This window comes from Hydrogenophaga sp. UC242_53, assembly GCF_042696965.1.
Lineage (GTDB): Bacteria > Pseudomonadota > Gammaproteobacteria > Burkholderiales > Burkholderiaceae_C > Hydrogenophaga.
Window position 1 is genome coordinate 1,083,590 of record NZ_CP170552.1, and the last position, 25,104, is coordinate 1,108,693.

General features: G+C 68.6%; 16 protein-coding genes, 1 tRNA gene and 5 pseudogenes. 11 read left to right on the top strand and 11 right to left on the bottom strand.

Features of this window, described 5'->3' with window-relative positions; genetic code table 11:
- Positions 1-5: 5 nt before the first annotated feature.
- Together ACFJI0_RS05635 and ACFJI0_RS05640 are read right to left on the bottom strand one after the other, a co-directional pair.
- A tRNA-Ala gene (locus ACFJI0_RS05635) sits at positions 6-81 on the bottom strand.
- A gap of 26 nt (positions 82-107) precedes the next feature.
- Positions 108-951 (bottom strand): annotated as a pseudogene (locus tag ACFJI0_RS05640) (NAD(P)-dependent oxidoreductase).
- A gap of 165 nt (positions 952-1,116) precedes the next feature.
- On the opposite strand from ACFJI0_RS05640, the gene ACFJI0_RS05645 reads away from it, so the two are divergent.
- Positions 1,117-2,001, top strand: a complete 885-nt coding sequence (locus ACFJI0_RS05645) for an alpha/beta hydrolase (protein WP_382323731.1) — start codon at positions 1,117-1,119, stop codon at positions 1,999-2,001.
- Between the two features lie 307 nt (positions 2,002-2,308).
- On the opposite strand, the gene ACFJI0_RS05650 is transcribed toward ACFJI0_RS05645, so the two are convergent.
- Positions 2,309-3,286, bottom strand: a complete 978-nt coding sequence (locus tag ACFJI0_RS05650; protein WP_382159653.1) for a GMP reductase — start codon at positions 3,284-3,286, stop codon at positions 2,309-2,311.
- A 230-nt stretch (positions 3,287-3,516) separates the two neighbouring features.
- Between ACFJI0_RS05650 and ACFJI0_RS05655 the strand changes: the two are divergent.
- A pseudogene (locus ACFJI0_RS05655) lies at positions 3,517-5,941 on the top strand (UvrD-helicase domain-containing protein).
- Positions 5,942-5,951: 10 nt separating this feature from the next.
- Here ACFJI0_RS05655 and ACFJI0_RS05660 read toward each other — a convergent pair.
- Complete coding sequence (locus ACFJI0_RS05660) at positions 5,952-8,102, bottom strand: PhoX family protein (RefSeq protein WP_382323732.1); 2,151 nt, start codon at positions 8,100-8,102, stop codon at positions 5,952-5,954.
- A 68-nt stretch (positions 8,103-8,170) separates the two neighbouring features.
- Here ACFJI0_RS05660 and arsC point away from each other — a divergent pair, with 68 nt between their 5' ends.
- Entirely contained in the window at positions 8,171-8,539 is a 369-nt protein-coding gene (gene arsC, locus ACFJI0_RS05665) for an arsenate reductase (glutaredoxin) (RefSeq protein WP_382323733.1), read from the top strand.
- Here the strand turns inward: arsC and asd are convergent, their stop codons facing one another.
- A complete protein-coding gene (gene asd / locus ACFJI0_RS05670; protein ID WP_382323734.1) occupies positions 8,540-9,436 on the bottom strand; it encodes an archaetidylserine decarboxylase in 897 nt (298 codons plus the stop codon).
- Positions 9,437-9,497: 61 nt separating this feature from the next.
- Between asd and ACFJI0_RS05675 the strand changes: the two genes are divergently transcribed.
- On the top strand, positions 9,498-11,144 hold the full coding sequence (locus tag ACFJI0_RS05675) for an aminotransferase class III-fold pyridoxal phosphate-dependent enzyme (protein WP_382323735.1): 1,647 nt from the start codon (positions 9,498-9,500) through the stop codon (positions 11,142-11,144).
- A gap of 4 nt (positions 11,145-11,148) precedes the next feature.
- Here ACFJI0_RS05675 and ACFJI0_RS05680 read toward each other — a convergent pair whose 3' ends face one another.
- Positions 11,149-11,754 carry a hypothetical protein gene (locus ACFJI0_RS05680; RefSeq protein WP_382159636.1) on the bottom strand — a complete coding sequence of 202 codons (606 nt, stop codon included), beginning with the start codon at positions 11,752-11,754 and terminating at the stop codon, positions 11,149-11,151.
- Positions 11,755-11,938: 184 nt separating this feature from the next.
- On the opposite strand from ACFJI0_RS05680, the pseudogene ACFJI0_RS05685 reads away from it, so the two are divergent.
- The 3 genes and pseudogenes from ACFJI0_RS05685 to ACFJI0_RS05695 all read left to right on the top strand — a co-directional run.
- A pseudogene (locus ACFJI0_RS05685) lies at positions 11,939-12,658 on the top strand (glycosyltransferase); the annotation flags it as partial.
- A 112-nt stretch (positions 12,659-12,770) separates the two neighbouring features.
- A complete protein-coding gene (locus tag ACFJI0_RS05690) occupies positions 12,771-13,118 on the top strand; it encodes a glycosyltransferase (protein WP_382325533.1) in 348 nt (115 codons plus the stop codon).
- A 116-nt stretch (positions 13,119-13,234) separates the two neighbouring features.
- Positions 13,235-15,481: a PhoX family protein gene (locus ACFJI0_RS05695; protein ID WP_382323736.1), complete on the top strand. Its 2,247-nt coding sequence runs from the start codon at positions 13,235-13,237 to the stop codon at positions 15,479-15,481.
- A 53-nt stretch (positions 15,482-15,534) separates the two neighbouring features.
- On the opposite strand, the gene ACFJI0_RS05700 is transcribed toward ACFJI0_RS05695, so the two are convergent.
- Both ACFJI0_RS05700 and ACFJI0_RS05705 read right to left on the bottom strand, forming a co-directional pair.
- A complete protein-coding gene (locus ACFJI0_RS05700; protein WP_382323737.1) occupies positions 15,535-16,653 on the bottom strand; it encodes a DUF418 domain-containing protein in 1,119 nt (372 codons plus the stop codon).
- A 3-nt stretch (positions 16,654-16,656) separates the two neighbouring features.
- Positions 16,657-17,136 carry an Lrp/AsnC family transcriptional regulator gene (locus ACFJI0_RS05705; RefSeq protein ID WP_382159624.1) on the bottom strand — a complete coding sequence of 160 codons (480 nt, stop codon included), beginning with the start codon at positions 17,134-17,136 and terminating at the stop codon, positions 16,657-16,659.
- 110 nt (positions 17,137-17,246) lie between these two features.
- Between ACFJI0_RS05705 and rarD the strand changes: the two genes are divergently transcribed.
- Positions 17,247-18,161 carry an EamA family transporter RarD gene (rarD, locus tag ACFJI0_RS05710; protein ID WP_382323738.1) on the top strand — a complete coding sequence of 305 codons (915 nt, stop codon included), beginning with the start codon at positions 17,247-17,249 and terminating at the stop codon, positions 18,159-18,161.
- Here rarD and ACFJI0_RS05715 read toward each other — a convergent pair.
- From ACFJI0_RS05715 to ACFJI0_RS05725, 3 genes are read right to left on the bottom strand one after another with little or no spacing between them, the layout of a single operon-like run.
- Complete coding sequence (locus tag ACFJI0_RS05715) at positions 18,136-18,915, bottom strand: BPSS1780 family membrane protein (RefSeq protein ID WP_382323739.1); 780 nt, start codon at positions 18,913-18,915, stop codon at positions 18,136-18,138. The two genes, rarD and ACFJI0_RS05715, sit on opposite strands and share 26 nt — an antisense overlap.
- 13 nt (positions 18,916-18,928) lie before the next feature.
- A complete protein-coding gene (locus ACFJI0_RS05720) occupies positions 18,929-19,936 on the bottom strand; it encodes a homoserine kinase (protein ID WP_382323740.1) in 1,008 nt (335 codons plus the stop codon).
- A 13-nt stretch (positions 19,937-19,949) separates the two neighbouring features.
- A complete protein-coding gene (locus tag ACFJI0_RS05725) occupies positions 19,950-20,276 on the bottom strand; it encodes a hypothetical protein (protein ID WP_382159612.1) in 327 nt (108 codons plus the stop codon).
- 114 nt (positions 20,277-20,390) lie between these two features.
- On the opposite strand from ACFJI0_RS05725, the pseudogene polA reads away from it, so the two are divergent.
- The 3 genes and pseudogenes from polA to ACFJI0_RS05740 all read left to right on the top strand — a co-directional run bounded on the left by polA (position 20,391) and on the right by ACFJI0_RS05740 (position 25,093).
- Positions 20,391-23,232: pseudogene (gene polA, locus ACFJI0_RS05730) on the top strand (DNA polymerase I).
- 76 nt (positions 23,233-23,308) lie between these two features.
- The gene (locus ACFJI0_RS05735) at positions 23,309-24,208 is read left to right on the top strand and encodes a dienelactone hydrolase family protein (protein WP_382323741.1); all 900 of its coding nucleotides are present in this window, start codon (positions 23,309-23,311) and stop codon (positions 24,206-24,208) included.
- Positions 24,209-24,271: 63 nt separating this feature from the next.
- A pseudogene (locus ACFJI0_RS05740) lies at positions 24,272-25,093 on the top strand (ZIP family metal transporter).
- The last annotated feature ends 11 nt before the right edge of the window (positions 25,094-25,104 follow it).

Below are 25,104 nucleotides of genomic sequence, written 5' to 3' on the forward strand. Positions count from 1 at the left end.
GAGGGTGGTGGAGACGAGGAGGATCGAACTCCCGACCTTCGCATTGCGAACGCGACGCTCTCCCAGCTGAGCTACGTCCCCAGAGGCCGAAATGGTAGCAAGAACGCTCAGTTCATGCCATTGCGGCGAGCCAATTCGACGAACAGCGCGGCGTGGTCCATGTCGGCCAGGCCGTGGTTCCCGGCCTGGGCGTAGAGCTGCTCGAACAGGCCGGTGATCGGCGCCTCGAAGCCGATCTCTGCGGCCGTGCGCCAGCGCGTTGCGCATGTCCTTCAACTGCACCGCGATCGCGGCGCGCTTGGTGAAGTCGCGTTCCACCATGCGCTGGCCGTGCACCTGCAGGATGCGGCTGTCGGCGAAGCCGCCGCTGATGGCCTGCCGGACCTTGCCCATGTCGGCGCCGCCTTTCTCGCACAGCAGCAGGGCCTCGGCCACCGCGCCGATGGTGATGCCCACGATCATCTGGTTGGCCAGTTTGGCGAGCTGGCCCGCGCCGTGCGGCCCCACGTGCACGGCCTTGCCCAGCAGTTCGAACGCCGGCAGCGCGCGCTCGAAGTCGGCCGCCTCGCCGCCAGCCATGATGGCCAGCGTGCCCTGCTCGGCGCCGACCGTGCCACCCGACACCGGCGCATCGAGGTGGCGCACGCCCTGGCTGGCGAGCCGCGCCGCGTGCTCGCGCGCCTGGCGCGGCTGGATGGACGACATGTCCACCACCAGCGTGCCGGGCCGCAGGCCGGCGGTGGTGCCTTGCTGGAACAGCACGTCCTCCACCACGCCGCCGTGTTCGAGCAGGGTGATCACGAGGTCGGCCTGGGCCACGGCCTCGGCGGGCGTGTCGGCCACGGTGGCGCCGAAGGGCTGGAGCCGCTCGGCCTTGGCGCGCGAGCGGTTCCACACGCTGACCTGGCAACCGGCTTCGCAGAGGCGGCGCGCCATGGGAAAGCCCATCATGCCGATGCCGAGCACGGCGATGCGGGTGGGCAGGGGTGGGGTGCTGGTGGTGTCGGTGTTCACGTGCGGGCCTGGGGATGGGGATGAAAGGGTGCCGGCAGGATACGTGCCCGGCATGGCAATGGGTCACATTCTTGGCAAAAACCCCATGACACAATGCGCGCGATGAAGACCACAGCCCCCTACGACGCCGAATGGCTCGAGCGCGAGTACAACAACCGGGCCCGGGTGCCGGAACACCCGGTGCATTTCGAGCGTTGGGCGCGCGACTCGGCGGTGGCCCGTGAAGGTGGTCGTGCCTTGATCGATGTGAGCTACGGCCATGGGGCGGGCGAGACGCTGGACATTTTTCCCGCGCCGCGCCAGGCCGGCAAACCACCGGCGCCGGTGCTGGTGTTCATCCACGGGGGCTGGTGGCGCAGCCTGGACAAGTCCGACCACTCTTTCATCGCGCCGCCGTTCGTGCAGCGCGGGGCCTGTGTGGTGGTGCCGAACTACGCGCTGTGCCCGGCGGTGACGATTCCCGAGATCACCTTGCAGATGGTGCGTGCGCTGGCCTGGGTGCACCGCCACATCGGGGCGCATGGTGGGGACCCGCACCGCATCACGGTGGTGGGGCATTCGGCCGGTGCTCATCTCGCGGCGATGATGCTGGCGTGCGACTGGTCGCTGGTGGGGGACGACCTGCCGCTGGCTTTGGTGAAGAACGCGCTGGGCATGTCGGGTCTGTACGACCTGGAGCCGGTGATGCACACGCCATCGGTGCAGGCGTCTTTGCGGTTGTCGGCGGAGCAGGTGGCCAAGGCCAGTCCGTCGCGTCTGCCCGCGCCGTTGGTGCGCGAGGGGCGTGGGCAGTTGACGGCCATGGTGGGGGCGCTGGAGAGCAGCGAGTTCCTGCGCCACAACCGGTTGATCCAGTCGGCTTGGGGTGAGCGGGTGGTGCCGGTGTGTGAGGCGCTTCCGGGCCTCAACCACTTCAGCATCGTGGATGCCTTGGCCGATCCTCGGCAGCGGTTGCATCAGGCGGTGCGGTCGCTTCTCTCCGTCTGAGTTTTTTTCTCTCTCCGGGTGACGCCGGTCCTCGGCGAGCGGGGTGGCCGGCTCCGCTCATGTCCCCCGAACCGGCTGCGCCGGTTCTCCTCCTTTACTTCGCTGCGCCGGCCACCCCGCTCGCCGAGGACCTCGTGGTACTCGGTCCGTGGGCGTGCCAGCATTGCTTCGGCTCAGGAGTGCCGGGCGTTCTGCGCAGCGGGGTAAAGGAGGAGGCGGCACCAGCCGCCGGGGGACACCCACGGAGCAGAGCGCCGGACGCTCCCGAGCCCGCGAAAGCAGGGCGCGCGAAACGCCCCGAAAGAGATCACATCAAGAGGTGCTCACCCGCGTTGTCCCCACCCAGGATCACGTAGTTGACCTTGCGGACATCCATGAGCTTGGTGCCACCGGCGTAGCTGATCGAGCTCTGCACGTCCTGCTCCATCTCCACCAGCGTGTCCGCCAGCGAGCCCTTGATCGGCTCCAGGATGCGCTTGCCCTCCACGTGCTTGTACTCGCCCTTGTTGAAATCGCTGGCCGAGCCGTAGTACTCCTTGTAGCGCACCCCGTCCTCTTCCACCGTCAAACCCGGCGACTCCTCATGGCCCGCGAACAGCGAACCGATCATCACCATCGACGCCCCGAAACGGATGCTCTTGGCAATGTCGCCATGGCTGCGGATACCGCCGTCGGCAATGATCGGCTTGGTCGCCACGCGCGCGCACCACTTCAGCGCCGACAACTGCCAGCCACCCGTGCCGAAACCCGTCTTCAGCTTGGTGATGCACACCTTGCCCGGGCCCACGCCCACCTTGGTCGCGTCCGCGCCCCAGTTCTCCAGGTCGATCACCGCCTCCGGCGTCGCCACGTTGCCCGCGATCACGAAGGACGCCGGCAGCTTCTCCTTCAGATAACGGATCATGTTCTTCACGCTGTCGGCATGGCCGTGCGCGATGTCGATCGTGATGTACTCCGGCACCAGGCCTTCGGCCACCAGCCGGTCCACCGTCGCGTAGTCGGGCGCCTTCACGCCCAGCGAAATCGAGGCGAATACGCCCTCGGCGCGCATGTCGCGCACGAACTGCACGTTGTCCAGGTCGAACCGGTGCATCACGTAGAAGTAACCGTTCTTCGCCAGCCAGGTGCAGATCGGCACGTCCACCACCGTCTTCATGTTGGCTGGCACCACCGGCAGGCGGAACTTGCGCCCGCCCAGCTCCACGCCGGCGTCGCATTCCGAACGGCTCTCCACGCGGCACTTGCGCGGCAAAAGCAGGACGTTGTCGTAGTCGAAGATTTCCATTTTGAAACCAAGCTCCAGAAAGCTGTTGTTGAACAGGTGAGCGCTTGGTCTGGCCGGCTTCTCTGGCGATGAGCCAAAAAAAACCGGGCGCAAGAAGCTTGGGCCCGGTGCCCGATTGTAGACGCCCCGGAGAACCCGGGTCGGCCCGCCGGTGAAGCCCTTTTGTTATGAGGTGTATACGGATGCCGGTATGGCCCGCCGGAGGGCGGGCCGCTTCCTACAATCGACCCATGCTGTTCGAAGACCCCGTCGCCCCCTCCGCCTCCCCGCTGCTCGCGGGCCTCAATGCCGAGCAGTCGGCCGCCGTGCTGCTGCCAGCCGAGCATGCGCTCATCCTGGCGGGGGCGGGGTCGGGCAAGACGCGGGTGCTCACCACCCGCATCGCCTGGCTGCTGCAGAGCGGCCAGGTCTCGCCCGGGGGCATCCTGGCCGTGACCTTCACCAACAAGGCCGCCAAGGAAATGATGACGCGCCTCTCGGCCATGCTGCCCATCAACGTGCGCGGCATGTGGATCGGTACCTTCCACGGCCTGTGCAACCGCTTCCTGCGCGCCCACCACAAGCTGGCCAACCTGCCGGCCACCTTCCAGATCCTGGACACGCAGGACCAGCTCTCGGCCATCAAGCGGCTGTGCAAGCAGTTCAACGTGGACGACGAGCGCTACCCCCCGAAGCAGATCCAGTACTTCATCAGCGGCTGCAAGGAAGACGGCCAGCGCCCGCGCGACGTGCCCGCGCGCGACGAGGAAACGCGCAAGAAGATCGAGCTGTACGCGCTCTACGAAGAGCAGTGCCAGCGCGAGGGCGTGGTGGACTTCGGCGAGCTCATGCTGCGCAGCTACGAGGTGCTGCGCGACAACGACCCGGTGCGCGAGCACTACCAGCGGCGCTTCCGCCACATCCTGATCGACGAGTTCCAGGACACCAACCGCCTGCAGTACGCCTGGATCAAGATGTTCAGCGCGCCGCCGCTCGAAGGCCTCACCTCCCCGGGCAACGCGGTGTTCGCCGTGGGCGACGACGACCAGAGCATCTACGCCTTCCGCGGCGCGCGCGTGGGCAACATGGCCGACTTCGTGCGCGAGTTCAATGTGCGCCACCAGATCAAGCTGGAGCAGAACTACCGCAGCGTGAGCAACATCCTGGACTCGGCCAACCAGCTCATTAGCCACAACACGCACCGCCTGGGCAAGAACCTGCGCACCGACGCGGGCGCGGGCGAGCCGGTGCGCGTGTTCGAGGCCACCAGCGATTTCGCCGAGGCGCAATGGATGGTGGACGAGATGAAGCAGCTCGCGCGCGAAGGCATGCCGCGCAGCGAGATGGCCGTGCTCTACCGCAGCAACGCGCAAAGCCGCGTGGTGGAGACCGCCTTGTTCAACGCCGCCGTGCCGTACCGCGTGTACGGTGGCCTGCGCTTCTTCGAGCGCGCCGAAATCAAGCACGCGCTGGCCTACCTGCGGCTGCTGGAGAACGCTCACGACGACACCAGCTTCCTGCGCGTGGTCAATTTCCCGCCGCGCGGCATCGGCGCGCGCAGCATCGAGCAACTGCAGGACGTGGCGCGCGCCTCGGGCTGTTCATTGCACGACGCGGTGAGTGCCGTCACCGGCCGTGCCGGCGTGGCCGTGAGCGCCTTCGTCGGCCAAGCTCGACGTGATGCGCGAGCAGACCGAAGGGCGCACGCTGCGCGAGATCATCGAGCTGGTGCTGGCCCACAGCGGCCTGATCGAGCACTACCGGGGCGAGCGCGAAGGGCAGGACCGGGTGGAAAACCTGGAGGAACTGGTGAACGCGGCCGAGAGCTTCGTGAGCATCGAAGGCTTCGGCCGCGATGCCGTGGCCCTGCCGGTGGACGAGCTGGGCAAGCCCCTCACGCAGAGCCCGGTGAGCCAGGGACTGGACCCGAACCTGCCGGTGGTGGACGAACCCCTGGCGCCCGACGCCGAAACCGGCGAGACGCTCAGCCCGCTCGCGGCCTTCCTCACGCACGCCGCGCTGGAGTCCGGCGACAACCAGGCCCAGGCCGGGCAGGACGCGGTGCAGCTCATGACGGTGCACGCGGCCAAGGGCCTGGAGTTCGACTGCGTGTTCATCACCGGCATGGAAGAAGGCCTGTTCCCGCACGAGAACTCGATGAGCGACCGCGACGGCCTGGAGGAAGAGCGCCGCCTGATGTATGTGGCGATCACGCGCGCGCGCAAGCGCCTGTACCTCAGCCATTCGCAGACGCGCATGCTGCACGGCCAGACGCGCTACAACCTCAAGAGCCGCTTCTTCGACGAGCTGCCCGAGGAATGCCTGAAGTGGCTCACGCCGCCGCAGCCGGCCTGGTCCGCGCCCATGGGCGGCGGTGGTGGGGGTCAGTGGCAGAACGGGCGGCGCGGTTTCGGCGGTGCACCGGCCGCGCTCCAGCCTTCGTGGTCACCGGGCTTCAAGGAGCGCGGCGATCCCAAGGGCCTGGGTCAGACCGCGCCCGAGCCCGACCGGGGCACCGAGATCCGCGCCGGCCTGGCCGTGTTCCACAACAAGTTCGGCGAGGGCAAGGTGCTGGCGGTGGAGGGCGCGGGCGACGACGCGCGCGCGCAGGTGAACTTCACGCGCCACGGCACGAAGTGGCTGGCCCTCAGCGTGCGCAAGCTCACCCCGATCTGAACCCTGCCGTTCAGGTGCCGACCACGCCGCCGTCGTTCTTCGTGATCACGATGGTGGCGGAACGCGGGCGCTTGCCCGCGCCGTAGCCCGCGCTCGAAGGCCACTGGCTCTCGAACTTCGTCGGGTCGTTCACGTCGGCCATCTTGGTGTTCTCGCCTGCGTGCTGGATGTTCACGAAGATCGCGCGGCCGTCGGGCGTTTCGGTGATGCCGGTGATCTCCGCGCCCTTGGGGCCCACCAGGAAACGCTTGAGCGTGGCCGGGGTCTGCGCCTTGCCCACGTGCGTGGTCACTTGGCGGTCGCCATGGCTCAGGGTCTTGCGCGCGCCGTCGCCACGCTGACCGGGCAGGGCGGCCAGCAGCATGCAGTTGGTCTTGTCGGTGTAGGCGCCGTCGTCGGTCTGGATCCAGCACACGCCCGTGGCCTTGCTGAACACCAGGCCGTCGGGCGAAGAGAGGTCGTTCTCGTCGCTCAGGTTGGAGAGGTTGATGGTCGACTTGTCGGCATCCGCTTCGGCCGCGAAGAGGTAGATGTCCCACTGGAAGGCCGCGTCCGCCGGGGCCTTCTCGGCCAGGCGCACGATGTGGCCGTTCACGTTGCCCTTCTGTTCCTTGCCGGCTTTCAGGTCGGTGTAGGCGCGCGGGTTCGCGGCATCGGCCGTGGCCGGGGTGCGGTTGCTGTTGTTGGTGAGGGTGATGTAGACCTCGCCGTTCTTCGGGTTCACGCCGGCCCACTCGGGGCGGTCCATCTTGGTGGCGCCCACGGCGTCGGCCGCGAGGCGGGTGAAGATGGCGACGTCGGCCTCGTTCTTGAACTCGAAGTAGGAGCTGCCGGCGATCACCGGGTTGTCCATCGAGAGCTCCAGCCATTCGCCGCTGCCGTCGTCCTTGAAGCGCGCCACGAACAGCGTGCCCTTGTCGAGGTACTTGTCGCCGGCGGCCAGGCGGTTGGCGGGCTTGGCGTCGGCGGGGTCCCACTTGGCGGCCGAGACGAATTTGTAGATGTACTCGCCGCGCGAGTCGTCGCCCATGTAGGCCACCACCGGCTGGCCGGCGCTCACGCGCGCGAAGGTCGCGTTCTCGTGGCCCAGGCGGCCCAGCGCGGTGCGCTTGCGCAGCACGCTGGCCGGGTTGTAGGGGTCGAGTTCGACGATGTAGCCGAAGGTGTTCATCTCGTTGCGGAAGTCGTCCTTGGCGCTGGCGCCCACGGCGCCGTTGTTCCAGCGCGTGTAGGTGTCGCTGGCGCCGCCGCTTTCCCAGCCGTGGCGGCTGGCCGCGCCGGCCTTGCGGCCGTAGCGGTTGAGGGCCTGGACCTGCTTGTCCTTCTTGCGCGCGTCGTCGTCCTTGGCGTCGCGGAAGAAGTAGCCGAACCAGTTCTCTTCGCCCGAGATGTAGGTGCCCCAGGGCGTGCGGCCGGTGCCGCAGTTGTTGAGCGTGCCGCGCGCCTGCGTGCCGTCGGTGCTGAAGCGGGTCACCAGGTGTTCGCTGCCGCGCGCCGGGCCGTGGATGGCGACGGGCGTCAGGGTGGTCACGCGGCGGTTGAAGGTCGAGGCCTGCTTCGTGGCCCAGGCCTTGCCGTCGGTCTGCACCTCGACCACGGACAGGCCGTGGATCATGAGTTCCTTGTCGATCTCGGCCGCCGGGCGGGGCAGGGTGGCCGTGCCGCCGTTGGCGTGGATGAAGAAGGAGCTGAGCTTTTCGTCGGTGGTGGCTTCGTGGTTCATGGCCAGCAGGCCGCGCGAGGCGAAGCTGTCCGAGGGCTGGCCGGCCGCGTCCAGGCCGAACCATTCGATGCCGTCGTGGTGGTCACCGGCGCGCTGGCCGAAGTCGGTGTCGGTGCCGTCGTTCTTGAAGGCCGGGGTGCTGGCGGTGAGCGGGTCGCCCAGCGCGTAGATGACGCGCGCGGTGTAGCCCGGGGGCACGGTCACCTGGTCCGCCATGGTCTTGGCGACGGGGGTGAAGCCCAGGCTGTGCACCGGCGAGGCAGGGCCTGCGGTGGCGCAGCCGCTCAGGGCCGCCGCGCCGCCCAGGGCGGCGGTGCCCGCTGTGCCCACGCCGCCACGCAGCAGGCTGCGGCGGCTCAGGCGGGCCTGCAGCACGCTGTCGAAGGCGGGGTTGCTGCTGGTGTTGGAGTCTTCGTCGTTGAAGTGGTCGTGGGACATGGTGATTCTGATGGGGTGGGGGGTACCGGCGCATCATGTGCAAGACGTGTGAAAATTCCGTGACAGCCATGAACACGACCACCCCCATCACCCTCTTTCACAACCCCGCCTGCGGGACTTCGCGCAACACGCTCGCCCTGATCCGCGAGCGCGGCCTGGAGCCGCAGGTCATCGAGTACCTCAAGACCCCGCCCAGCCGCCAGACCCTGAAGCAGCTCGCGGCGGCCACGGGCGGTTCGGTGCGCACCATCGTGCGCACCAAGGCCGCGCCTTACGAAGAACTCGGTCTGGCCGATCCGAAGTGGAGCGACGAGCAGTTGCTCGACTTCATGGAGCAGCATCCCATCCTGCTGAACCGGCCCATCGTGGTCACGCCGCTGGGCACGCGCGTGTGCCGCCCGGCCGAGACCGTGCTCGAGATCCTGCCGCCGGCCTGATCAGCCGGCAGCCGCCGCGCGCCGCAGCAGGGCTTCGCCCATGCGGATGCGGTGGCCCGTGTCCACGCCCTCGCACAGGGCGAAGCCCGGTGGCGTGAACACCAGGATGGTCGAACCGTGTTCGAACCAGCCCATCTCCTCGCCCTTGTCGTAGCGCGCGTCGCAGGGCAGCTCGTGCGGCCCCCGGTATTGCGCGTTGAGCGCCACGTCCACCGCGCGCAGCCGCATGCTGGCCACCAAGATGGCGGCCACCGGCACCAGCAGCAGCGGCGTGCCGTCGGCCAGGCGCGCGTGCAGCGCGGCGCGCTCGTTCTTGCAGAACAGGCGCTCGATGCGTTGGAGCGCGATGGGGTTCACGTTCCAGGTGTCGCCGCTGTGGTAGGTCACGTGCTCCAGCGCCAGCGCGGCGGGCGCGTGGAAGCGGTGGTACATGCTGGAGGTGAGTCGTAAGGTGACATAGCTGCCGCCGCGCAGTGTGTCGATCATGGCGCGCGCGCGCGGATCGGGGCCCAGCAGGTCGGTGAGCGGGTATGGGAAGCCCTTGGCCTGGAACACCTGGGCGCCCGGGTCGTCGCCGATGCGCCCGCAGGCGCCCACGATGGCGTCGCAGGGGCTGGCCAGCACCTCGGGGCTCGGGTCGACCGGCCGCAGGCCTGGCTTGAGTTCGCGCACGAAGCAGTCGTGCAGGCTGTGGAACGAGGTCTTCTTCGCCTCGCTCAGGTCGATGTCGGTGAAGGTGCGCCACACCGCCATGGAAGCGTCGCGCACCCAGGGGTGGCGGATGCGGCTGAACCAGCCCATGAAGCGCGTGAGCGCCGCGCGCGGCACGCGGTTGGTGAGCAGGAAGTTGATGTCTTCGTTGAGCGCGAGGCGCTGCAGCTGTCTTGAAAGATTCATACGTGCGTCATGTGGGAGACCTACAAACGACACACATCAACCGCCCTGGAGCGCTTGCCGCATGTCCTACCTTCCTTACGCCTTGCCCCTGGGTTCGCTGGTGCTGGCCCTGCCGTACCTGCGGCAGCGCCTGCAGCTTTCGCGGGCCAAACACCGCTCGCTGGCCGGCCATTCGCGCATCGCCAAGCGCCTGGCGACCTGGTTGCCCGGCTACGCCTACGACGAGGCGCGTTTCTTCGATTGCGATGGCGCGCCGGGCGACATCGCCAAGCTGCGCCGCGCCTCGTTCGACACGCTCGCCGCCGGCTTCGCCCAGCGCTACGAGAAGACCCTGGCGCTGAGCGCCGAAGCGCGCGAAGGCCTGGCCGACCTGCAGTTCACCGGCAGTTACCGCGTGCCCTTCCAGTTCAGCCCCATCGTGCGCGAGCGGCTCAAGGTGGGCGCCTTCGTGCAGTCCGCCGAGGGCAGCCACGTGACCGACCTGGACGGCAACCGCTTCATCGACCTCACGGGCTCCTACGGCGTCAACGTGTTCGGCGTGGACTTCTACAAGGCCTGCATGGCCGAGGGCGCGCGCATCGGCGAGTCGCTGGGCCCGGTGCTCGGCGCCTACCACCCCTGCGTGGCGGACAACATCGCGCGCCTGAAGGCGATCTCGGGCCAGGACCAGGTGTCGTTCCACATGTCGGGCACCGAGGCGGTGATGCAGGCCGTGCGGCTGGCCCGCTACCACACGCGGCGCAAGAACCTGGTGCGCTTCTGCGGCGCGTACCACGGCTGGTGGGAAGACGTGCAGCCCGGCCCCGGCAACCCGATGCCGCCGCGCGAGACCTACACCCTGAAGGACATGGACGAGAAAAGCCTGCAGGTGCTGCGCACGCGGCGCGACATCGCCTGCGTGCTGGTCAACCCGCTGCAAGCCCTGCACCCGAACCGCAACGCGCCCGGCGACTCCACCCTGGTGGACGGCAGCCGCAGCGCGGGCTACGACCGCGCGGCCTACACCGCGTGGCTGAAACAACTGCGCGAGGTCTGCACCGAGCGCGGCATCGTGCTGATCTTCGATGAGGTCTTCCTGGGCTTTCGCCTCGCGCCCGGTGGCGCGCAGCAATACTTCGGTGTGCGCGCCGACCTGGTCACCTACGGCAAGACGCTGGCCGGGGGCTACCCCGTGGGCGTGGTCTGCGGCCGGGCCGATCTGATGAAGCGCTTTCGGCCCGAGCGCCCGGCCGACGTGTGCTTCGCGCGCGGCACCTTCAACGCGCACCCCTACGTGATGGGTGGCATGAACGCCTTCCTGCGCCGCCTGCAGACGCCGGAGATCCAGGCCTTGTACGAGGACCAGGACACGAAGTGGGACGCGCGCGCGAAGCGCTTCAACGACACCATGGCCGCCGAGGGCTTCCCGGTGCGCGCGGCGAACCTGCAGAGCATCTGGACGCTCACCTACACCGAACCCGGTCGTTACCACTGGATGCTCCAGTACTTCCTGCGCTGGCATGGGCTGGCCTTGAGCTGGGTGGGCACGGGGCGGCTGATCTTCGGTTTGAACCTGCACGACGGCGACTTCGAGGAGGTGCTGCGGCGCTTCGTGGCCGCCGCGCGGGACATGCAGACCCAGGGTTGGTGGTGGCGCGCGCCGGAACTGACGCACAAGGCGATCCGGCGCCAGGTGCTGCGCGAGATGTGGCAGCACCTGGGGCGCTGAGGGCTCAGCTGCGCTGGGCGATGCCGGGGTCGATCAGCTGGCCGCGCATCAGGTACAGCGGCGCCTTGTAGTACAGCTTGATGTCGTGGAACGGGTCGGTGAGGATCTTGGTCATCCACACCAGGCCGGTCTTCACGTCAGCGATGAAGAACAGGTGCACGGTGCGGAACAGCAGGCCGCCCACGCCCAGCGCGAGCCACAGCGCGCCCACCTGGCGGATGAACGACATGCCGTCCGTGTGCGGCTCGAACAGGCCGAACACGCCGGGAGCGGCCCACACCAGCAGCGGCGTGCCGGCCCACAGGGCCATCAGCACCACCTTGCGGCGCAGGTTGTAACCGACCTTGATCTCTTCCTTGTGTTCGTGCGTGGCCTGGTTCACGTGGTCGTAGCCCTTGGGCTCGAAGAAGAAATGGCCGGCCTGGCGGCTGGTCATGGACACGAGCCAGGCGATCAGCGCCGACAGCACGGGGTCGGTCCACAGCAGGGCATAAGCCACCACGAAGCTCATGGCGCTGATGAAGTGCAGCGTCTGGTTGATGCGGCTGTGGTGGTAATAGCGGTGGTCGTCCCAGCGCTGGACTTCAAGGGTCTTGAAAAAATCGTTCACGGTGGCTCCAGAGGGTTGCTAGGGGTGGCGTCAAACGCCTGTCATGTTGGTTCGCGCGTGTGAAAACCCGGTGACAGCCGCGCGCTGTCATCAGACTGTTGCAATGCCCCGGGAAGATGGCCGCATGACCGAAGTGCACTTAGATCAGATCCTGGTGGAGGAATACCCGGCCAGCAGCCCCTCGATGCGCCTGTCGGTGGTGACCGAGACCTGGCCGCCCGAAATCAATGGCGTCTCGCTCACGCTCTCGAAGCTGGTGCAGGGCCTGTGCGCGCGCAACCACCAGGTGCAGCTGATCCGGCCGCGCCAGACGCGGGCGGACGAGGCGCTGCAGCACACCGGTTTCGAGGAATTGCTGATGCGCGGCATGCCGATCCCGCGTTACCCCGAGCTCAAGCTCGGCCTGCCGGGCAAGCGCGCGCTGATCCAGGCCTGGACGCTCAAGCGGCCCGACCTGGTGCACATCGCCACCGAAGGGCCGCTGGGCTGGTCGGCGCTGCAGGCCGCGCGCCGCCTGCGCCTGCCGGTCACGTCCGACTTCCGCACCAACTTCCATGCCTACAGCCAGCACTACGGCGTGGGCTGGCTGCGCAAGCCCATCGTGGCCTATCTGCGCAAGTTCCACAACCTCACGCGGCTCACCATGGTGCCCACCCAGGCGCTGCGCGCCGAACTCATGGCAGGGGGCTTCAACAACGTGCAGGTGGTCGCGCGCGGCGTGGACACGCAGCTGTTCCGGCCCGACCGCCGCAGCGAGGCGTTGCGCGCGCAATGGGGCGCCACCGCCAACAGCCTGGTGCTGCTGGTCGTGGGGCGCCTGGCCGCCGAGAAGAACCTGGACATGGTGCTGCGCGCCTTCGAGGCGATGCAGGCGGCCCACCCCGATGTGAAGCTGGTCTTCGTGGGCGACGGGCCTTTGCGCGAGAGCCTGCGCCAGCGCTGTCCGCAGGCGGTGTTCGCGGGCATGCGGCGGCACGAGGAACTGCGCAACGTACTACGCCTCGGCCGATCTCTTCCTGTTCCCCAGCGTCACCGAGACCTTCGGCAACGTGACCATCGAGGCCCTGGCCAGCGGGCTGCCCGTGCTGGCCTTCGACACCGCGGCCGCGGCCGACTGGGTGCGGCACGAGGCCAACGGCTGGCTGGTGCCGCTGGGCGACGACGAGGCCTACCCGGCCCTGGCCGCCGGCCTGGCGCGCGATCCCGCGCGCCTGGCGCAGGCCAGCACGCTCGCGTGCGCCCAGGTGGCGCAGCTCGACTGGCAGCAGATCGCGCTGCAGGTGGAGGCGCTGTTCCTGCAGACGCTGGGCACGCCGGCGAGCCCGGTGGTCGCCGCGCGTCGCCACACCTTGCCCGCCGTGTGAAGGCTTGATGACAACGCGTTTGCCGAAGCGCGTTGCTCGGTCATTGCGACAGTCACGGAAGGGTCATGTGGGACACACACACTGCGGATGCATTTTTTTGTAACCCCGGAGCGACCATGTCCCACCACGATCCCGAAGAAAACCTCAACGACTCCCCGAACGAACACTTCCAGCAGGTGCTGGAACGCGCCACGCTGTCCCGCCGCAACCTGATCCGCGGTGGCGTGGGCCTGGCCGCCGTCTCGTCCATTCCCTTCCTGGCCGCGTGTGGTGGCGGCAGCGATGCGCCCGCTCCGGCCCCCGCACCCGCTCCGGCCCCGGGCCTGGGCTTCACGGCCATCGACAAGAGCCTGCTCGACGACGTGATCCTGCCCGCCGGCTACACCTACAAGGTGGTGCACGCCACCGGTGACCGCCTGGTCTCCAGCATCCCGGCTTACACCAACCTCGGTACCGAGACCGACGAATGGACCATGCGCGTGGGCGACCACCACGACGGCATGGACCTGTTCTACGTCAACGGCAGCGGCAACTACTCGGCCACAGAGACCACGCGCGCGCTGCTCGTGATGAACCACGAGAGCTCGGCCGATGCGCACTTCTTCCACCCCAGCGGCCAGACCTCGGGCGGCGTGGCGGGCAAGAAGTTCAGCCAGTTCGACAGCTGGGACCTGGGCGTGCGGCCCGAGCTGGAAGTGCTCAAGGAAATCAACCACCACGGCGTGTCGGTGGTGGAAGTGGGCAAGAACGGCGCTGGCCAGTGGGAATACAAGCTGGACTCGCTCTACAACCGCCGCGTCACCGGCCAGTCGCTCATGCGCATCGACGGCCCGGCCGCGCACCTGGCGGCCATCAAGAGCTTCATGGTGACGGCCTACGACACCACCGGCGCCACCTCGCGCGGCACGCTGAACAACTGCGGCCACGGCAAGACGCCCTGGGGCACCTACCTGGCTTGCGAAGAAAACTGGGCTGCCTATTTCTTCATGCCCGGTGGTTCGGTGGACGTGGACGCCAAGACCAAGGCCTCGCGCCTGCGTTATGGCGTGATGCGCGCGCCCAATGCCGGCGCCACCGCCGGCTCGCAAGGCTGGTCCAACACCGCCACGGCCGCCACCGACAACCGCTTCGGCCGCTGGGACGTGTCGGCACCCGGCGCCACCGCCGCGCAGGACTTCCGCAACGAGCCCAACACCTTCGGCTACATCGTCGAGATCGACCCGCTGACCAGCGGCACGCCCGCCAAACGCGTGGCCCTGGGCCGCTTCGCGCACGAGGCCGCGGTCTGTGGCATTCCGGTGGTCGGCCAGCCGCTGGCCTTCTACATGGGTTGCGATTCGCGCAACGAGTACATCTACAAGTTCGTCTCCGCCGCCGTGTGGCGCGCTTCCGACGTGGGCGGTGGCATGGCCGCCGGTGACCGCTACCTCAACGAAGGCAAGCTGTACGTCGCGAAGTTCAACGACAACGGCAGCGGCGAGTGGATCGAGCTCAACATCGCCAACCCGCTGATCAGCGGCTACGCCACCTACGTCTTCGCCAACCAGGCCGACGTGCTGATCAACGCGCGCCACGCCGCCGACGCCGTCGGCGCCACCAAGATGGACCGCCCGGAGTGGGGCGCGGTGAACCCGGCCAATGGCGAGATCTACTTCACCATGACCAACAGCAACGCGGCCAGCCGTCCGGTGACCGGCACCAACGGCGCCAACCCGCGTTCGTACGCCGACAACGACGGTCGCGCACAGACCGGCAACCCCAACGGCCACATCGTGCGCTTCAAGGAAACCGCCGGCGCGTCCTCGGCCACCTCCTTCAAGTGGGACATCTTCCTGTTCGGCGCGGAAGCCGATGCGGGCGCGAACATCAACCTCTCGGGCCTGACCGCGAAGAACGACTTCTCGTCGCCCGACGGCCTGTGGTTCAGCAAGGCCACCGGCATCTGCTGGATCCAGACCGACGACGGCGCCTACACCGACCAGAGCAACTGCATGCTGCTGGCCGCGATTCCGGGCGCGGTGGGCGATGGCAGTGCGATCACGGTGAACAACAGCCTGGGCGGTGTCAACGGCACGCAGAACACCTTCATCGGCGCCGCGCTGGGGGAGGCCAAGCTGCGCCGCTTCATGGTCTCGCCCAAGGGCGCGGAAGTCACGGGCATCACCGAGTCGGCCGACGGCCGCGCGATCTTCGTGAACATCCAGCACCCGGGCGAGAACACGCCCGCGCTGGGCGCCGGTCCGTTCGCTTTCCAGAGCCAGTGGCCGGGCAACTCGCCCAGCGCGCCTTACGGCCCGCTGGGCCGCCCGCGTTCGGCCACCATCGTCATCACCCGCACCGACGGCGGCGTGATCGGCCTCTGACGCCTTCGGGCGACTGAAGAAAAAAGCCCGGCTCTGCCGGGCTTTTTTGTGCGTCAGCGGTGAGCCAGCCACGCCTCCAGCGGCCATCGCCGGCGGCCGCTGAGCCGGGCCGCCGCCAGGGCCAGCAGCCACAGGCCCAGGCAGCCCAGCACGGTCTGCAGCGTCGTGGGCGCCAGCGCCCAGCCCGCGCCCGAGAGCAGCACCAGGCAAAGGGCGCTGTGGCCCACATACAGCGTGAGGGTGCGCTGCCCGAGCGGGGCGAGCCACCCGCACCAGCGCGCCCGGCCCCCATCGGACGCCAGGACCACGACCGCGAGGTAGCAAGCGGCCACGGGCAGCGCGATCAGGTCGCCGAGCGCCTCGATCCAGGGGTTGATGTCCGTCGCCGCGTCGTGCGCCGCCCAGGCCCAGCCATAGGCGATGCTCAGCACGAGCAAGGGCGGGCCGGCCAGCCGCAGCCCGCGCCGCCACAGCGGCCGCCATCGGCGGTGGGTCAGCAGCCGCAGGCGCGCCGCGGCCACCCCGCCCACCATGCACAGGTACATCACCGGCCCGCCGACGATCAGGGCCACGATCTGGATCACCGCGTAGAAGCCGGCGTTGAGCTGGAAGAAGGCCCAGGCGCCCTGGACGGTCGAGAGCGAGGGCGTGTCTGCCCGGGCCGGGCTGTCGGCGGCCACCAGGATGAACCCCAGCAACACCAGCTTGGCCAGCACCGCCCAGCCCAGTGCGCGCCAGAGGTGGCGGCGGAACGCGCCCCAGGGCAGGTGCAGGCGGCGCAGCAACGGCAGGCCGACCAGGGCGTAGAGCGTGAGGATGTCGCCGAAGTAGAGGAACGCGCCGTGGAAGATGCCCAGCTGCAGCAGGCGGCGCTGGCGCCGCTGGCCGCGCTGCAGCGCTTCGGCCCTGGGGCGGCCTCGGGCGGCGAGCCAGAGCGCCATGCCGAAGACGAAGGCCAGCGTGGTGTAGCCCTTGCCGTGCAGCAGGGCGGCCACGAGGCCCTGGGTCACCGAGGCCCAGGCGCTGTCGGGCGGGGTGCGAAAGCCCAGGGTCGGCCCCCAGGGCGCGGAGGCGTAGCCGATGGCGTTGACCACCAGCACCGAGATCAGGGCGAGGGCGCGCAGGGCGTCCGGCAGCGTCTCCCGGGGGCGTTGGAGGTTGTGGGGGGGCATGGCTCAGGCCCCGTCGACCGGCATCTGCGTGCCGGTCTTGAGCCGGCCCATGGTGACCAGGGTCTTGAAGCGCTTCACGTTGTGGTTCTCGAAGAACAGCTCTCGCGTGAGCTCGGTGTAGTGGCCCATGTCGCGCACCGCGAAGATCAGCACGAAATCGCATTCACCGGCGACGTAGTAACACTGCTGGATGAAGGGGCAGCGCAGGAAGGCCTGCTTCATGGCGTCCAGCAGGTCCATGCGCTCGTTCTCCACCTGCACCTCCACCACGATGGTGAGCGGGTAGCCCAGGGCCTCGGGCCGCACCTGCGCGGCAAAACGTTCGATCACGCCCTGCTCGGTCAGGCGCTTGATGCGGCGGTTCACCGCGGCGGCGGACAGGTGCACGCGCGCGCCCAGTTCGGCCTGCGGCATCCGGCAGTCTTCCTGAAGCAGGGCGATGAGTTGGCGGTCGAAGGCGTCCAGCGGGGCGGGGGCGGTCATGGCGGTGCGTCCAGCTTGCAATAACGTTGCGTTGAAGGCGCGAATTATCGAATCTGAATGCGCTGAATGGAAATAGCATTTCGTGTTCCAGCCGATACCGCTTTGTCCCGATGACCTCCTCCTCCAGTCCCGCCGACACGGCATCCGGCGTCGCCTACTCCCTCACCGCCTCGGTCCTGTTCGCGTTGATGTACTTCCACGCCACGCTGCTCGCGCCGCTGGGGGGTGCCGGCATCTATGGTTGGCGCATCCTGCTGACCGCGCCTTTCCTGGGCGCCTTCATCCTGCTGTCGCGGCGAGGCGCGGAGATCACCGAGCTCTGGCAACGCCTGCGCGAGCGCCCGGTGCTCTGGCTGGCGATGCTGCTGTCGTCCGCGCTGCTGGGCGTGCAGCTGTGGCTGTTCATGTGGGCGCCCATCAACGGCCATGGGCTGGACGTGTCGCTGGGCTATTTCCTGCTGCCGCTGACCCTGGTGCTCACCGGTCGCGTGTGTTTCGGCGAGCGCATCACGCGCTGGCAGCTGGTGGCCTGCGCGCTGGCCGCGCTGGGGGTGGTGAACGAGCTGCTGTACGCGCCCCGGGTGTCCTGGCCGGCCTTCGTGGTGGCGCTGGGCTACCCCTGCTATTTCGCGCTGCGGCGCGTGCTGCGCACCAACCACCTGGGCGGCATGTGGTTCGACATGGTGCTGAGCCTGCCGGTGGGGCTGTGGTTCATCGCCGCGCCGCTGCCCGAGGGCGCAGGCGCGCTGCGGCACCCGGTGCTGGGCATCCTCGTGCTGGGCGTGCTCAGCGCGGTGGCGCTGGCCTTCATGATCACGGCCAACCAGCGCCTCAAGCTGGGCCTGTTCGGCCTGCTGAGCTATGTGGAGCCGGCGCTGCTGGTGGTGGTGTCGCTGCTGCTGGGCGAGCGCATCGCGCAGAGCCAGTGGCTCACCTACGGCAGCATCTGGGCCGCGATCGGGCTGCTGGCCTGCGAAGGCCTGCTGAGCCTGCGCGCCCTCAGGCCGCAGGCCCTTCCTCGGTGACGAAGCTGTCGCGCACGGTGAACCAGATCGAGGTGTGGAACATGGCCGCCAGCAGCAGCACCATGGGGTAGATCACCAGGTTGAGCAGGGCGGTGCCGCCCAGCAGCACGGCCAGCAGGTTCATCACCACGCCGGCCATCATGATCACGGCCATCCAGCCCAGGCCGTAGAGCAGCATGGCGCCCTTGTTGGCCCAGCAGGCCATCAGGCTGAAGAACAGGCTCTTGAGCGGCGTCACCTTGTGCCAGTGCACCAGCGCGGGCGCGTGCCAGAAGGCCATGACCACCGGCACGTACAGCACCAGCGCGGCCCACAGGCCCGGGTTGTTGAACATGGCGCGCACCCGTTCGGGCGTGACCTCGCCATCGGGCAACTCCACCGCCGGCGCCACGTCGGGCGCGAACAGCGCGCCCACGCCGAACACCAGCATCAGGGCGGCGGCGTACATCGCGCCCAGGATGAGCATGGACCGGGTGTTCGCCGGCCCGGCGCGAAAGGCCGTCACCATGGTGGTCGGCATCGGGAAGCGGCCCTGCTGGGCCTCGCGGCTGGCGGCCATGAGGCCCAGCGTGGCCGCCGGCACCAGCGCGAGCGAGAGCAGGGTGCCGATGACCGGCACCAGCGACAGCACCGAGACCGTGGCCATGAACATGAAGAACAGGCCCGCCATCGCCAGAGGCTGGCGGAAGAAGGTCTGCGCTCCGAGCTTGACCCATTGGAAGCCGGTGCGGGCGGGAACGATGTGGAGTTTCATGCAGGGGGCGGGCTCAGGCGGACTGCAGCGCGTCGTCGCGCACCAGGGCCGCCAGGGCGGGGGTGTCGCGCACCCGGGCGCGCAGCACGCGCTCGAAGTGGCCGGGGTCGTGGGGCTGCAGCAGCGCCGCTTCGCGCGGCAGGTGCAGGTCCCACAGGCGGGAGATCCAGAAGCGCAGGGCGCCCGCGCGCAGCAGCGCGGGCAGCAGGCTGCGCTCGGCCGCCGTGAGGGGGCGCACCGCCTGGTAGGCCGCGAGCAGGGCGAGCGAGCGCGGCGTGTCCAGCGAGCCGTCGTGGTCCTCGTCGTGCAGCACGCACCAGTCGTTGAGGCAGACGGCGATGTCGAACAGGAAGGTGTCGCAGCCGGCGAAATAGAAGTCGAAGATGCCGGTGAGCACACCGTCCTCGAACAGGGCGTTGTCGCGGAACAGGTCGGCGTGCACCGGGCCGCGCGGCAGGGCCGCGTAGGCGGGGCCCTGGGCCACGTGGTTCTGGTAGGCCAGTTCCGAGCGCAGCAGATCGGCCTGGCTGGGGGTGAGGAAGGGCAGCACCACCGGCGCCGTCTCGTTCCACCAGGGCAGGCCACGCAGGTTGGGCTGGCTCATGGAGAACTCGCGCCCGGCCAGGTGCATGCGCGCGAGCATGGCGCCCACCGCCTCGCATTGCGCCACGCCGGGGGCCAGATCGCTCTTGCCGCGCAGCCTGGCCACCACGGCGGCCGGCTTGCCCTGCACCTTGAGCAGGATCTCGCCCTGGGCGTTGGCCGCCGGTGCGGGCACCGGAATGCCCCGCTCGGCGAGGAACTTCATGAGGTGCAGGTAGAACGGCAACTGCTCGAAGCCCAGGCGCTCGAACACGGTGAGCACATGCTCCAGCGTGGCGCCGTCGCGCTCGCTGGTCACGAAATAGTTGGTGTTTTCAATGCCACCCTGGATGCCCTTGAGGTCCGTGAGGTCGCCCAGTTGGAGGGTGTGCAGGAGGGCAGCGGCTTCGTCGAACGCGACTTCGGTGTAAACGGCCATGTGGCGGGAACGCTCAGAAATTCAGGATGCGCCAGCTGCTGCGCCCGGCGCTGCCGGTGCGCTTGCCGCTGTCGCCCGCGCCGGTCTGGCCGTTGTCGGGCTGGATCTGGTAGGCCGGGGCGCCGTTCTTGGGCTGCACCTCGATGCTCTGCGTCTGGCCGCCCACGCGCAGCTCGTCGATGCGGGTGAGTTTGTCCTCGTGCGTGATGCGCTCGATGTTGTCGCGCGGCGAGGCGGGCTCGCGCGGGGTTTCCGCCGGGGCCACCTGGGCCAGGGCAGGCAGGGCAATGCACAGGCCGGCCACGAGGGCGGCAAGGGGATGGCGGTGGATCGGGTTCATGCGGCATTGTAGGCAAGCCGGGCCGGGTGCGCTGCCGGCAGGGGGAAGCCGGTTACCGTCGGATACGGGCCGCGGACCGGCGGGGCGGGGCGCGATCTCCGCCACAATCGCCCCATGCCCGACGCCCAAACCCCCGACACCCCCACCGGCCAGAAGACCCTGCTGCTGGTCGACGGCTCCAGCTACCTGTACCGCGCGTTCTTCGCCGGCGGTGAGGCCATGAGCACCACCTTGCCCGATGGCACGGTCCTGAAAACCGGCGCCATCCGCATCATGATCAACATGATGCAGAAGCTGCGCAAGGACGTGCGCGCCGACTACGCCGCCTGCGTTTTCGACGCCAAGGGCCCGACCTTCCGCGACGCGCTGTACCCCGAGTACAAGGCCAACCGCTCGCCCATGCCCGATGACCTGCGCGCGCAGATCGCCCCGATCCACGAGGTGGTGAAGCTGCTGGGCTGGAAAGTGCTGGACGTGCCGGGCGTGGAGGCCGACGACGTGATCGGCACGCTGGCCCACGTGGCCGCGCAGCAGGGCATCGACTGCATCATCTCCAGCGGCGACAAGGACCTGAGCCAGCTGGTCAACGAGCACATCACCGTGATCGACACCATGAACGACCGCCGGCGCGACGTGGCCGGCGTGACCGCGGAGTTCGGCGTGCCGCCCAGCCTGATGCTGGACTACCAGACGCTGGTGGGGGATCAGGTGGACAACGTGCCGGGCGTGCCCAAGGTCGGCCCCAAGACCGCCGTGAAATGGCTGACGGAATACGGCTCGCTGGAGGCGCTGGTGGCGCGCGCGGGCGAGATCAAGGGCGCGGCGGGCGAGAACCTGCGCAACGCGCTCGAGTGGCTGCCCAAGGGGCGGGAACTGCTCACCATCAAGACCGATTGCGATCTGAAGGACCACATCGAGGGCCTGCCCTCGCTGGAGGCCATCACGATCAACGGGCAGGACAGCGAGGCACTCAAGGCATTCGGCGAGACCTACGGCTTCAAGGGTCTGGTCAAGTCGCTGTCGCAGCACGACGTGCCACCGGAGCTGATCGAAAAGAGCCAGGCGAAGGCCAAGGCCAAAGGCCCGGCGGACGAGGGCTCGCCCGGCCTGTTCGACGAACCCGACCTGAGCGGCAGCGCCGAGCGCACCACCAACCTGCGCTACGACACCATCCTCACCTGGGCGCTGTTCGACAGCTGGCTGCAGCGCGTGCTGGCGGCCGAACTGGTGGCGCTGGACACCGAGACCACCTCGCTCGACGAGATGCGCGCCGAGATCGTGGGCATCAGCTTCAGCGTGACGCCGGGCGAGGCCGCCTACATTCCACTGCGCCACGCCGGGCCCGACGCGCCCGAGCAGCTGCCGTTCGACGAGGTGCTGGCCAAGCTCAAACCCTGGCTGGAAGACCCGGCGAAGCACAAGCTCGGCCAGCACGTGAAGTACGACCGCCACGTGTTCGCCAACCACGGCATCGAGGTGCGGGGCTATGTGCACGACACCATGCTGCAGAGCTACGTGCTGGAGGTGCACAAGCCGCACGGCCTGGCCAGCCTGGCCGAGCGCCACCTGGGCCGCCAGGGCATCAACTACGAAGACCTGTGCGGCAAGGGCGCGCACCAGATCCCGTTCGCGCAGGTGGACGTGGCCAAGGCCGCCGAGTACTCGTGCGAGGACAGCGACCAGACGCTGGACGTGCACCGGGTGCTGTGGCCGCAGCTGCAGGCGGACGAAAAGCTCCGGTTCATCTACGAACTCGAGATCGCCAGCAGTGAGGCGCTGTACCGCATCGAGCGCAACGGCGTGCTGATCGATGCCCCCACGCTGGCCGCGCAAAGCAACGAGCTGGGCCAGCGCATCGTGGCGCTGGAGCAGGAGGCCTACGCCATCGCCGGCCAGCCCTTCAACCTGGGCAGCCCCAAGCAGCTCGGCGAGATCTTCTTCGACAAGCTCGGCCTGCCCGTCATCAAGAAGACCGCGACCGGCGCGCGCAGCACCGACGAGGAGGTGCTGGAGAAACTCGCCGAAGACTACCCGCTGCCGGCCAAGATCCTGGAGCACCGCAGCCTGTCCAAGCTCAAGGGCACCTACACCGACAAGCTGGCCCAGATGGCGCTGCCGCGCACCGGGCGCGTGCACACGCACTATGCCCAGGCCGTGGCGGTGACCGGGCGGCTCTCCAGCAACGACCCCAACCTGCAGAACATCCCGATCCGCACGCCCGAAGGCCGGCGCGTGCGCGAGGCTTTCGTGGCGCCCGCGGGCAGCGTGATCGCCAGCGCCGACTACTCGCAGATCGAGCTGCGCATCATGGCCCACATCAGCGGCGACGAAGCCCTGCTGCGCGCCTTCCACGAAGGGCTGGACGTGCACCGCGCGACCGCCGCCGAGGTATTCGGCGTGGAGACGGCGCAGGTCAGCAGCGAGCAGCGCCGCTACGCCAAGGTGATCAACTTCGGCTTGATCTATGGCATGGGCTCGTTCGGTCTGCGCCAAGGCCTTGGGCATCGACAACACGGCGGCCAAGAACTACATCACGCGCTACTTCGAGCGCTTCGAGGGGGTGCGGCGCTACATGGACGAAACGCGCCAGCGGGCCAAGGACGTGGGTTACATCGAGACGGTGTTCGGCCGGCGCCTGGTGCTGCCCGACATCAAGAACGCCAAGGGCGCGAAGCTGTCGGCGCTGGAGCGGCAGGCCATCAACGCCCCCATGCAGGGCACGGCGGCCGACCTGATCAAGCTCAGCATGGTCGCGGTGCAGAAGGCGCTGGACGAACAGCGCCGGGGCACGAAGATGATCATGCAGGTGCACGACGAACTGGTGTTCGAGGTGCCCGAGGGCGAGGTCGACTGGTTGAAGACCGAGATCCCGCACCTGATGGCCGGCGTGGCCGCGCTGAAAGTACCGTTGCTGGCCGAGGTCGGCGTCGGCCCCAACTGGGACAAGGCCCATTGAGCGCTCACGCCGGTTGAACTTCGGGCGCGCCCCGAAGTCAGGTAGTTTTTCAACCCCCGAAGAAGGAGACACGACGATGCTCGAAGAACAACACGTGCAGGACCTCGACGCCTTGCTGCCCGGCCAGTCCACCGAACACGGTGCCACCCGCCGGACCGCCCTGAAAGCCGCGCTCGGCGTGGGCTATGCGGCCTCCGCGCTGCCCCTGATGGCGCAGACGGCGATCAAGACGCCCACCGATGGCCTGACCGTGGGCGAGGTGACGATCGACGTCAACGGCTTCAAGATGCCCGCCTACCGCGCCGCGCCGGCCGGCAAGACCGGCCTGCCGGTGGTGCTGGTGCTGTCCGAGATCTTTGGCGTGCACGAGTACATCGCCGACACCGCCAACCGCTTCGCCCGGGCCGGTTACCTGGCCATCGCGCCCGAGCTGTTCGTGCGCCAGGGCGATGCCCAGGGCTATGGCGAAATGGCCAAGCTCATCTCGGAAGTGATCTCCAAGGTGCCCGATGCGCAGGTGCTGGGCGACCTGGATGCCACCGTGAAGTGGGCCGCCGCCAATGGCGGAGACGCGGGCAAGGTGGGCATCACCGGTTTCTGCTGGGGTGGGCGCCAGGTCTGGCTGTACACCGCGCACAACCCGGCCGTGAAGGCCGGCGTGGCCTGGTACGGCCGCCTGGTGGGCGATGCGACCCCGCTCAACCCGAAACAGCCCGTGGACGTGGCGGCCAGGCTCAATGGCCCCGTGCTGGGCCTGTACGGCGGCGCGGACACCGGCATCCCCCTTGACACGGTTGATAAGATGAAAGCCGCCCTGGCGGCCGGCAACGCGGCGGCCAAGGCATCGACCTTCGTGGTGTATCCGGACGCACCGCACGCCTTTCACGCCGACTACCGGCCGAGTTTCCGCAAGGAAGCGGCGGAAGACGGGTGGAAGCGGGCGCTGGCCTGGTTCAAGCAGCACGGCGTGGCCTGATCGGGCCACCCTCCGTTCAACGAAGGCCGCCCTGGGGCGGCCTTTTTTCGTGGTGACAAGCAAATGACCCTGTTGGCAATCCTCATCGGCACCGTCGCAGCGGGCGTGGGCAGCGTCTGGCTGGCGGCCCTGCTGAGCACGCCATGCTGGCGCGCTACACCCAGCACATGCTCAGCCTGGCGGCGGGGGCGCTGATCGGCCACGGCCTTCATGCACCTGCTGCCCGAGGCCTTCGAGAGCGAGGCCGGCGCGCACGAGCTGTTCGCGATGCTGCTGGGCGGTCTGGTGTTCTTCTTCCTGCTCGACAAGGCCGAGCTGTGGCACCACGGGCACGAGCACAGCCAGGAAGAGGAAGCCCTGCTCGACCACGAACCTCAGGACCACCACGCGCACCACCCTGGCCACAGCCATCACCACCACGGTCACGACCACGGGCCGCGCTCGGGCGGGTGGACGGTGCTGGCCGGCGACAGCGTGCACGCCTTCGGCGACGGCATCCTGATCGCCTCGGCCTTCATGGCCGACATGCGCCTGGGCGTGGTGGCCGCGCTGGCGGTGCTGGCCCACGAGGTGCCGCACCACATGGGCGATCTGGTGGTGCTGCGCCACACCTCGCGCAACTCGCGCGCCGCGCTGGTCAAGGTCTCGCTGGCGGGCACGGTCACCGCGCTGGGCGGCCTGCTGGGTTATTTCCTGCTCACGCAGCTGCAGGACTATCTGCCGTATTTCCTGGTCGCTGCGTCCAGCAGCTTCGTCTACGTGGCCCTGGCCGACCTGATCCCGCAACTGCAGAAGCGGCTGAGCCTGCCGGCCACGGTGGCGCAGATCGCGTGGTTGCTGGTGGGGATCGCGCTGGTGACCGTGGTGAGCGGCTTGGCGCACTAGACAGACTGGCC

Bases quoted from the DNA above. Each gene is read 5' to 3' on its own strand.
- ACFJI0_RS05645 (WP_382323731.1), top strand. From the start codon at position 1,117: ATGAAGACCACAGCCCCCTACGACGCCGAATGGCTCGAGCGCGAGTAC.
- ACFJI0_RS05650 (WP_382159653.1), bottom strand. From the start codon at position 3,286: ATGGAAATCTTCGACTACGACAACGTCCTGCTTTTGCCGCGCAAGTGC.
- ACFJI0_RS05660 (WP_382323732.1), bottom strand. From the start codon at position 8,102: ATGTCCCACGACCACTTCAACGACGAAGACTCCAACACCAGCAGCAAC.
- arsC (WP_382323733.1), top strand. From the start codon at position 8,171: ATGAACACGACCACCCCCATCACCCTCTTTCACAACCCCGCCTGCGGG.
- asd (WP_382323734.1), bottom strand. From the start codon at position 9,436: ATGAATCTTTCAAGACAGCTGCAGCGCCTCGCGCTCAACGAAGACATC.
- ACFJI0_RS05675 (WP_382323735.1), top strand. From the start codon at position 9,498: ATGTCCTACCTTCCTTACGCCTTGCCCCTGGGTTCGCTGGTGCTGGCC.
- ACFJI0_RS05695 (WP_382323736.1), top strand. From the start codon at position 13,235: ATGTCCCACCACGATCCCGAAGAAAACCTCAACGACTCCCCGAACGAA.
- ACFJI0_RS05700 (WP_382323737.1), bottom strand. From the start codon at position 16,653: ATGCCCCCCCACAACCTCCAACGCCCCCGGGAGACGCTGCCGGACGCC.
- ACFJI0_RS05705 (WP_382159624.1), bottom strand. From the start codon at position 17,136: ATGACCGCCCCCGCCCCGCTGGACGCCTTCGACCGCCAACTCATCGCC.
- rarD (WP_382323738.1), top strand. From the start codon at position 17,247: ATGACCTCCTCCTCCAGTCCCGCCGACACGGCATCCGGCGTCGCCTAC.
- ACFJI0_RS05715 (WP_382323739.1), bottom strand. From the start codon at position 18,915: ATGAAACTCCACATCGTTCCCGCCCGCACCGGCTTCCAATGGGTCAAG.
- ACFJI0_RS05720 (WP_382323740.1), bottom strand. From the start codon at position 19,936: ATGGCCGTTTACACCGAAGTCGCGTTCGACGAAGCCGCTGCCCTCCTG.
- ACFJI0_RS05725 (WP_382159612.1), bottom strand. From the start codon at position 20,276: ATGAACCCGATCCACCGCCATCCCCTTGCCGCCCTCGTGGCCGGCCTG.
- ACFJI0_RS05735 (WP_382323741.1), top strand. From the start codon at position 23,309: ATGCTCGAAGAACAACACGTGCAGGACCTCGACGCCTTGCTGCCCGGC.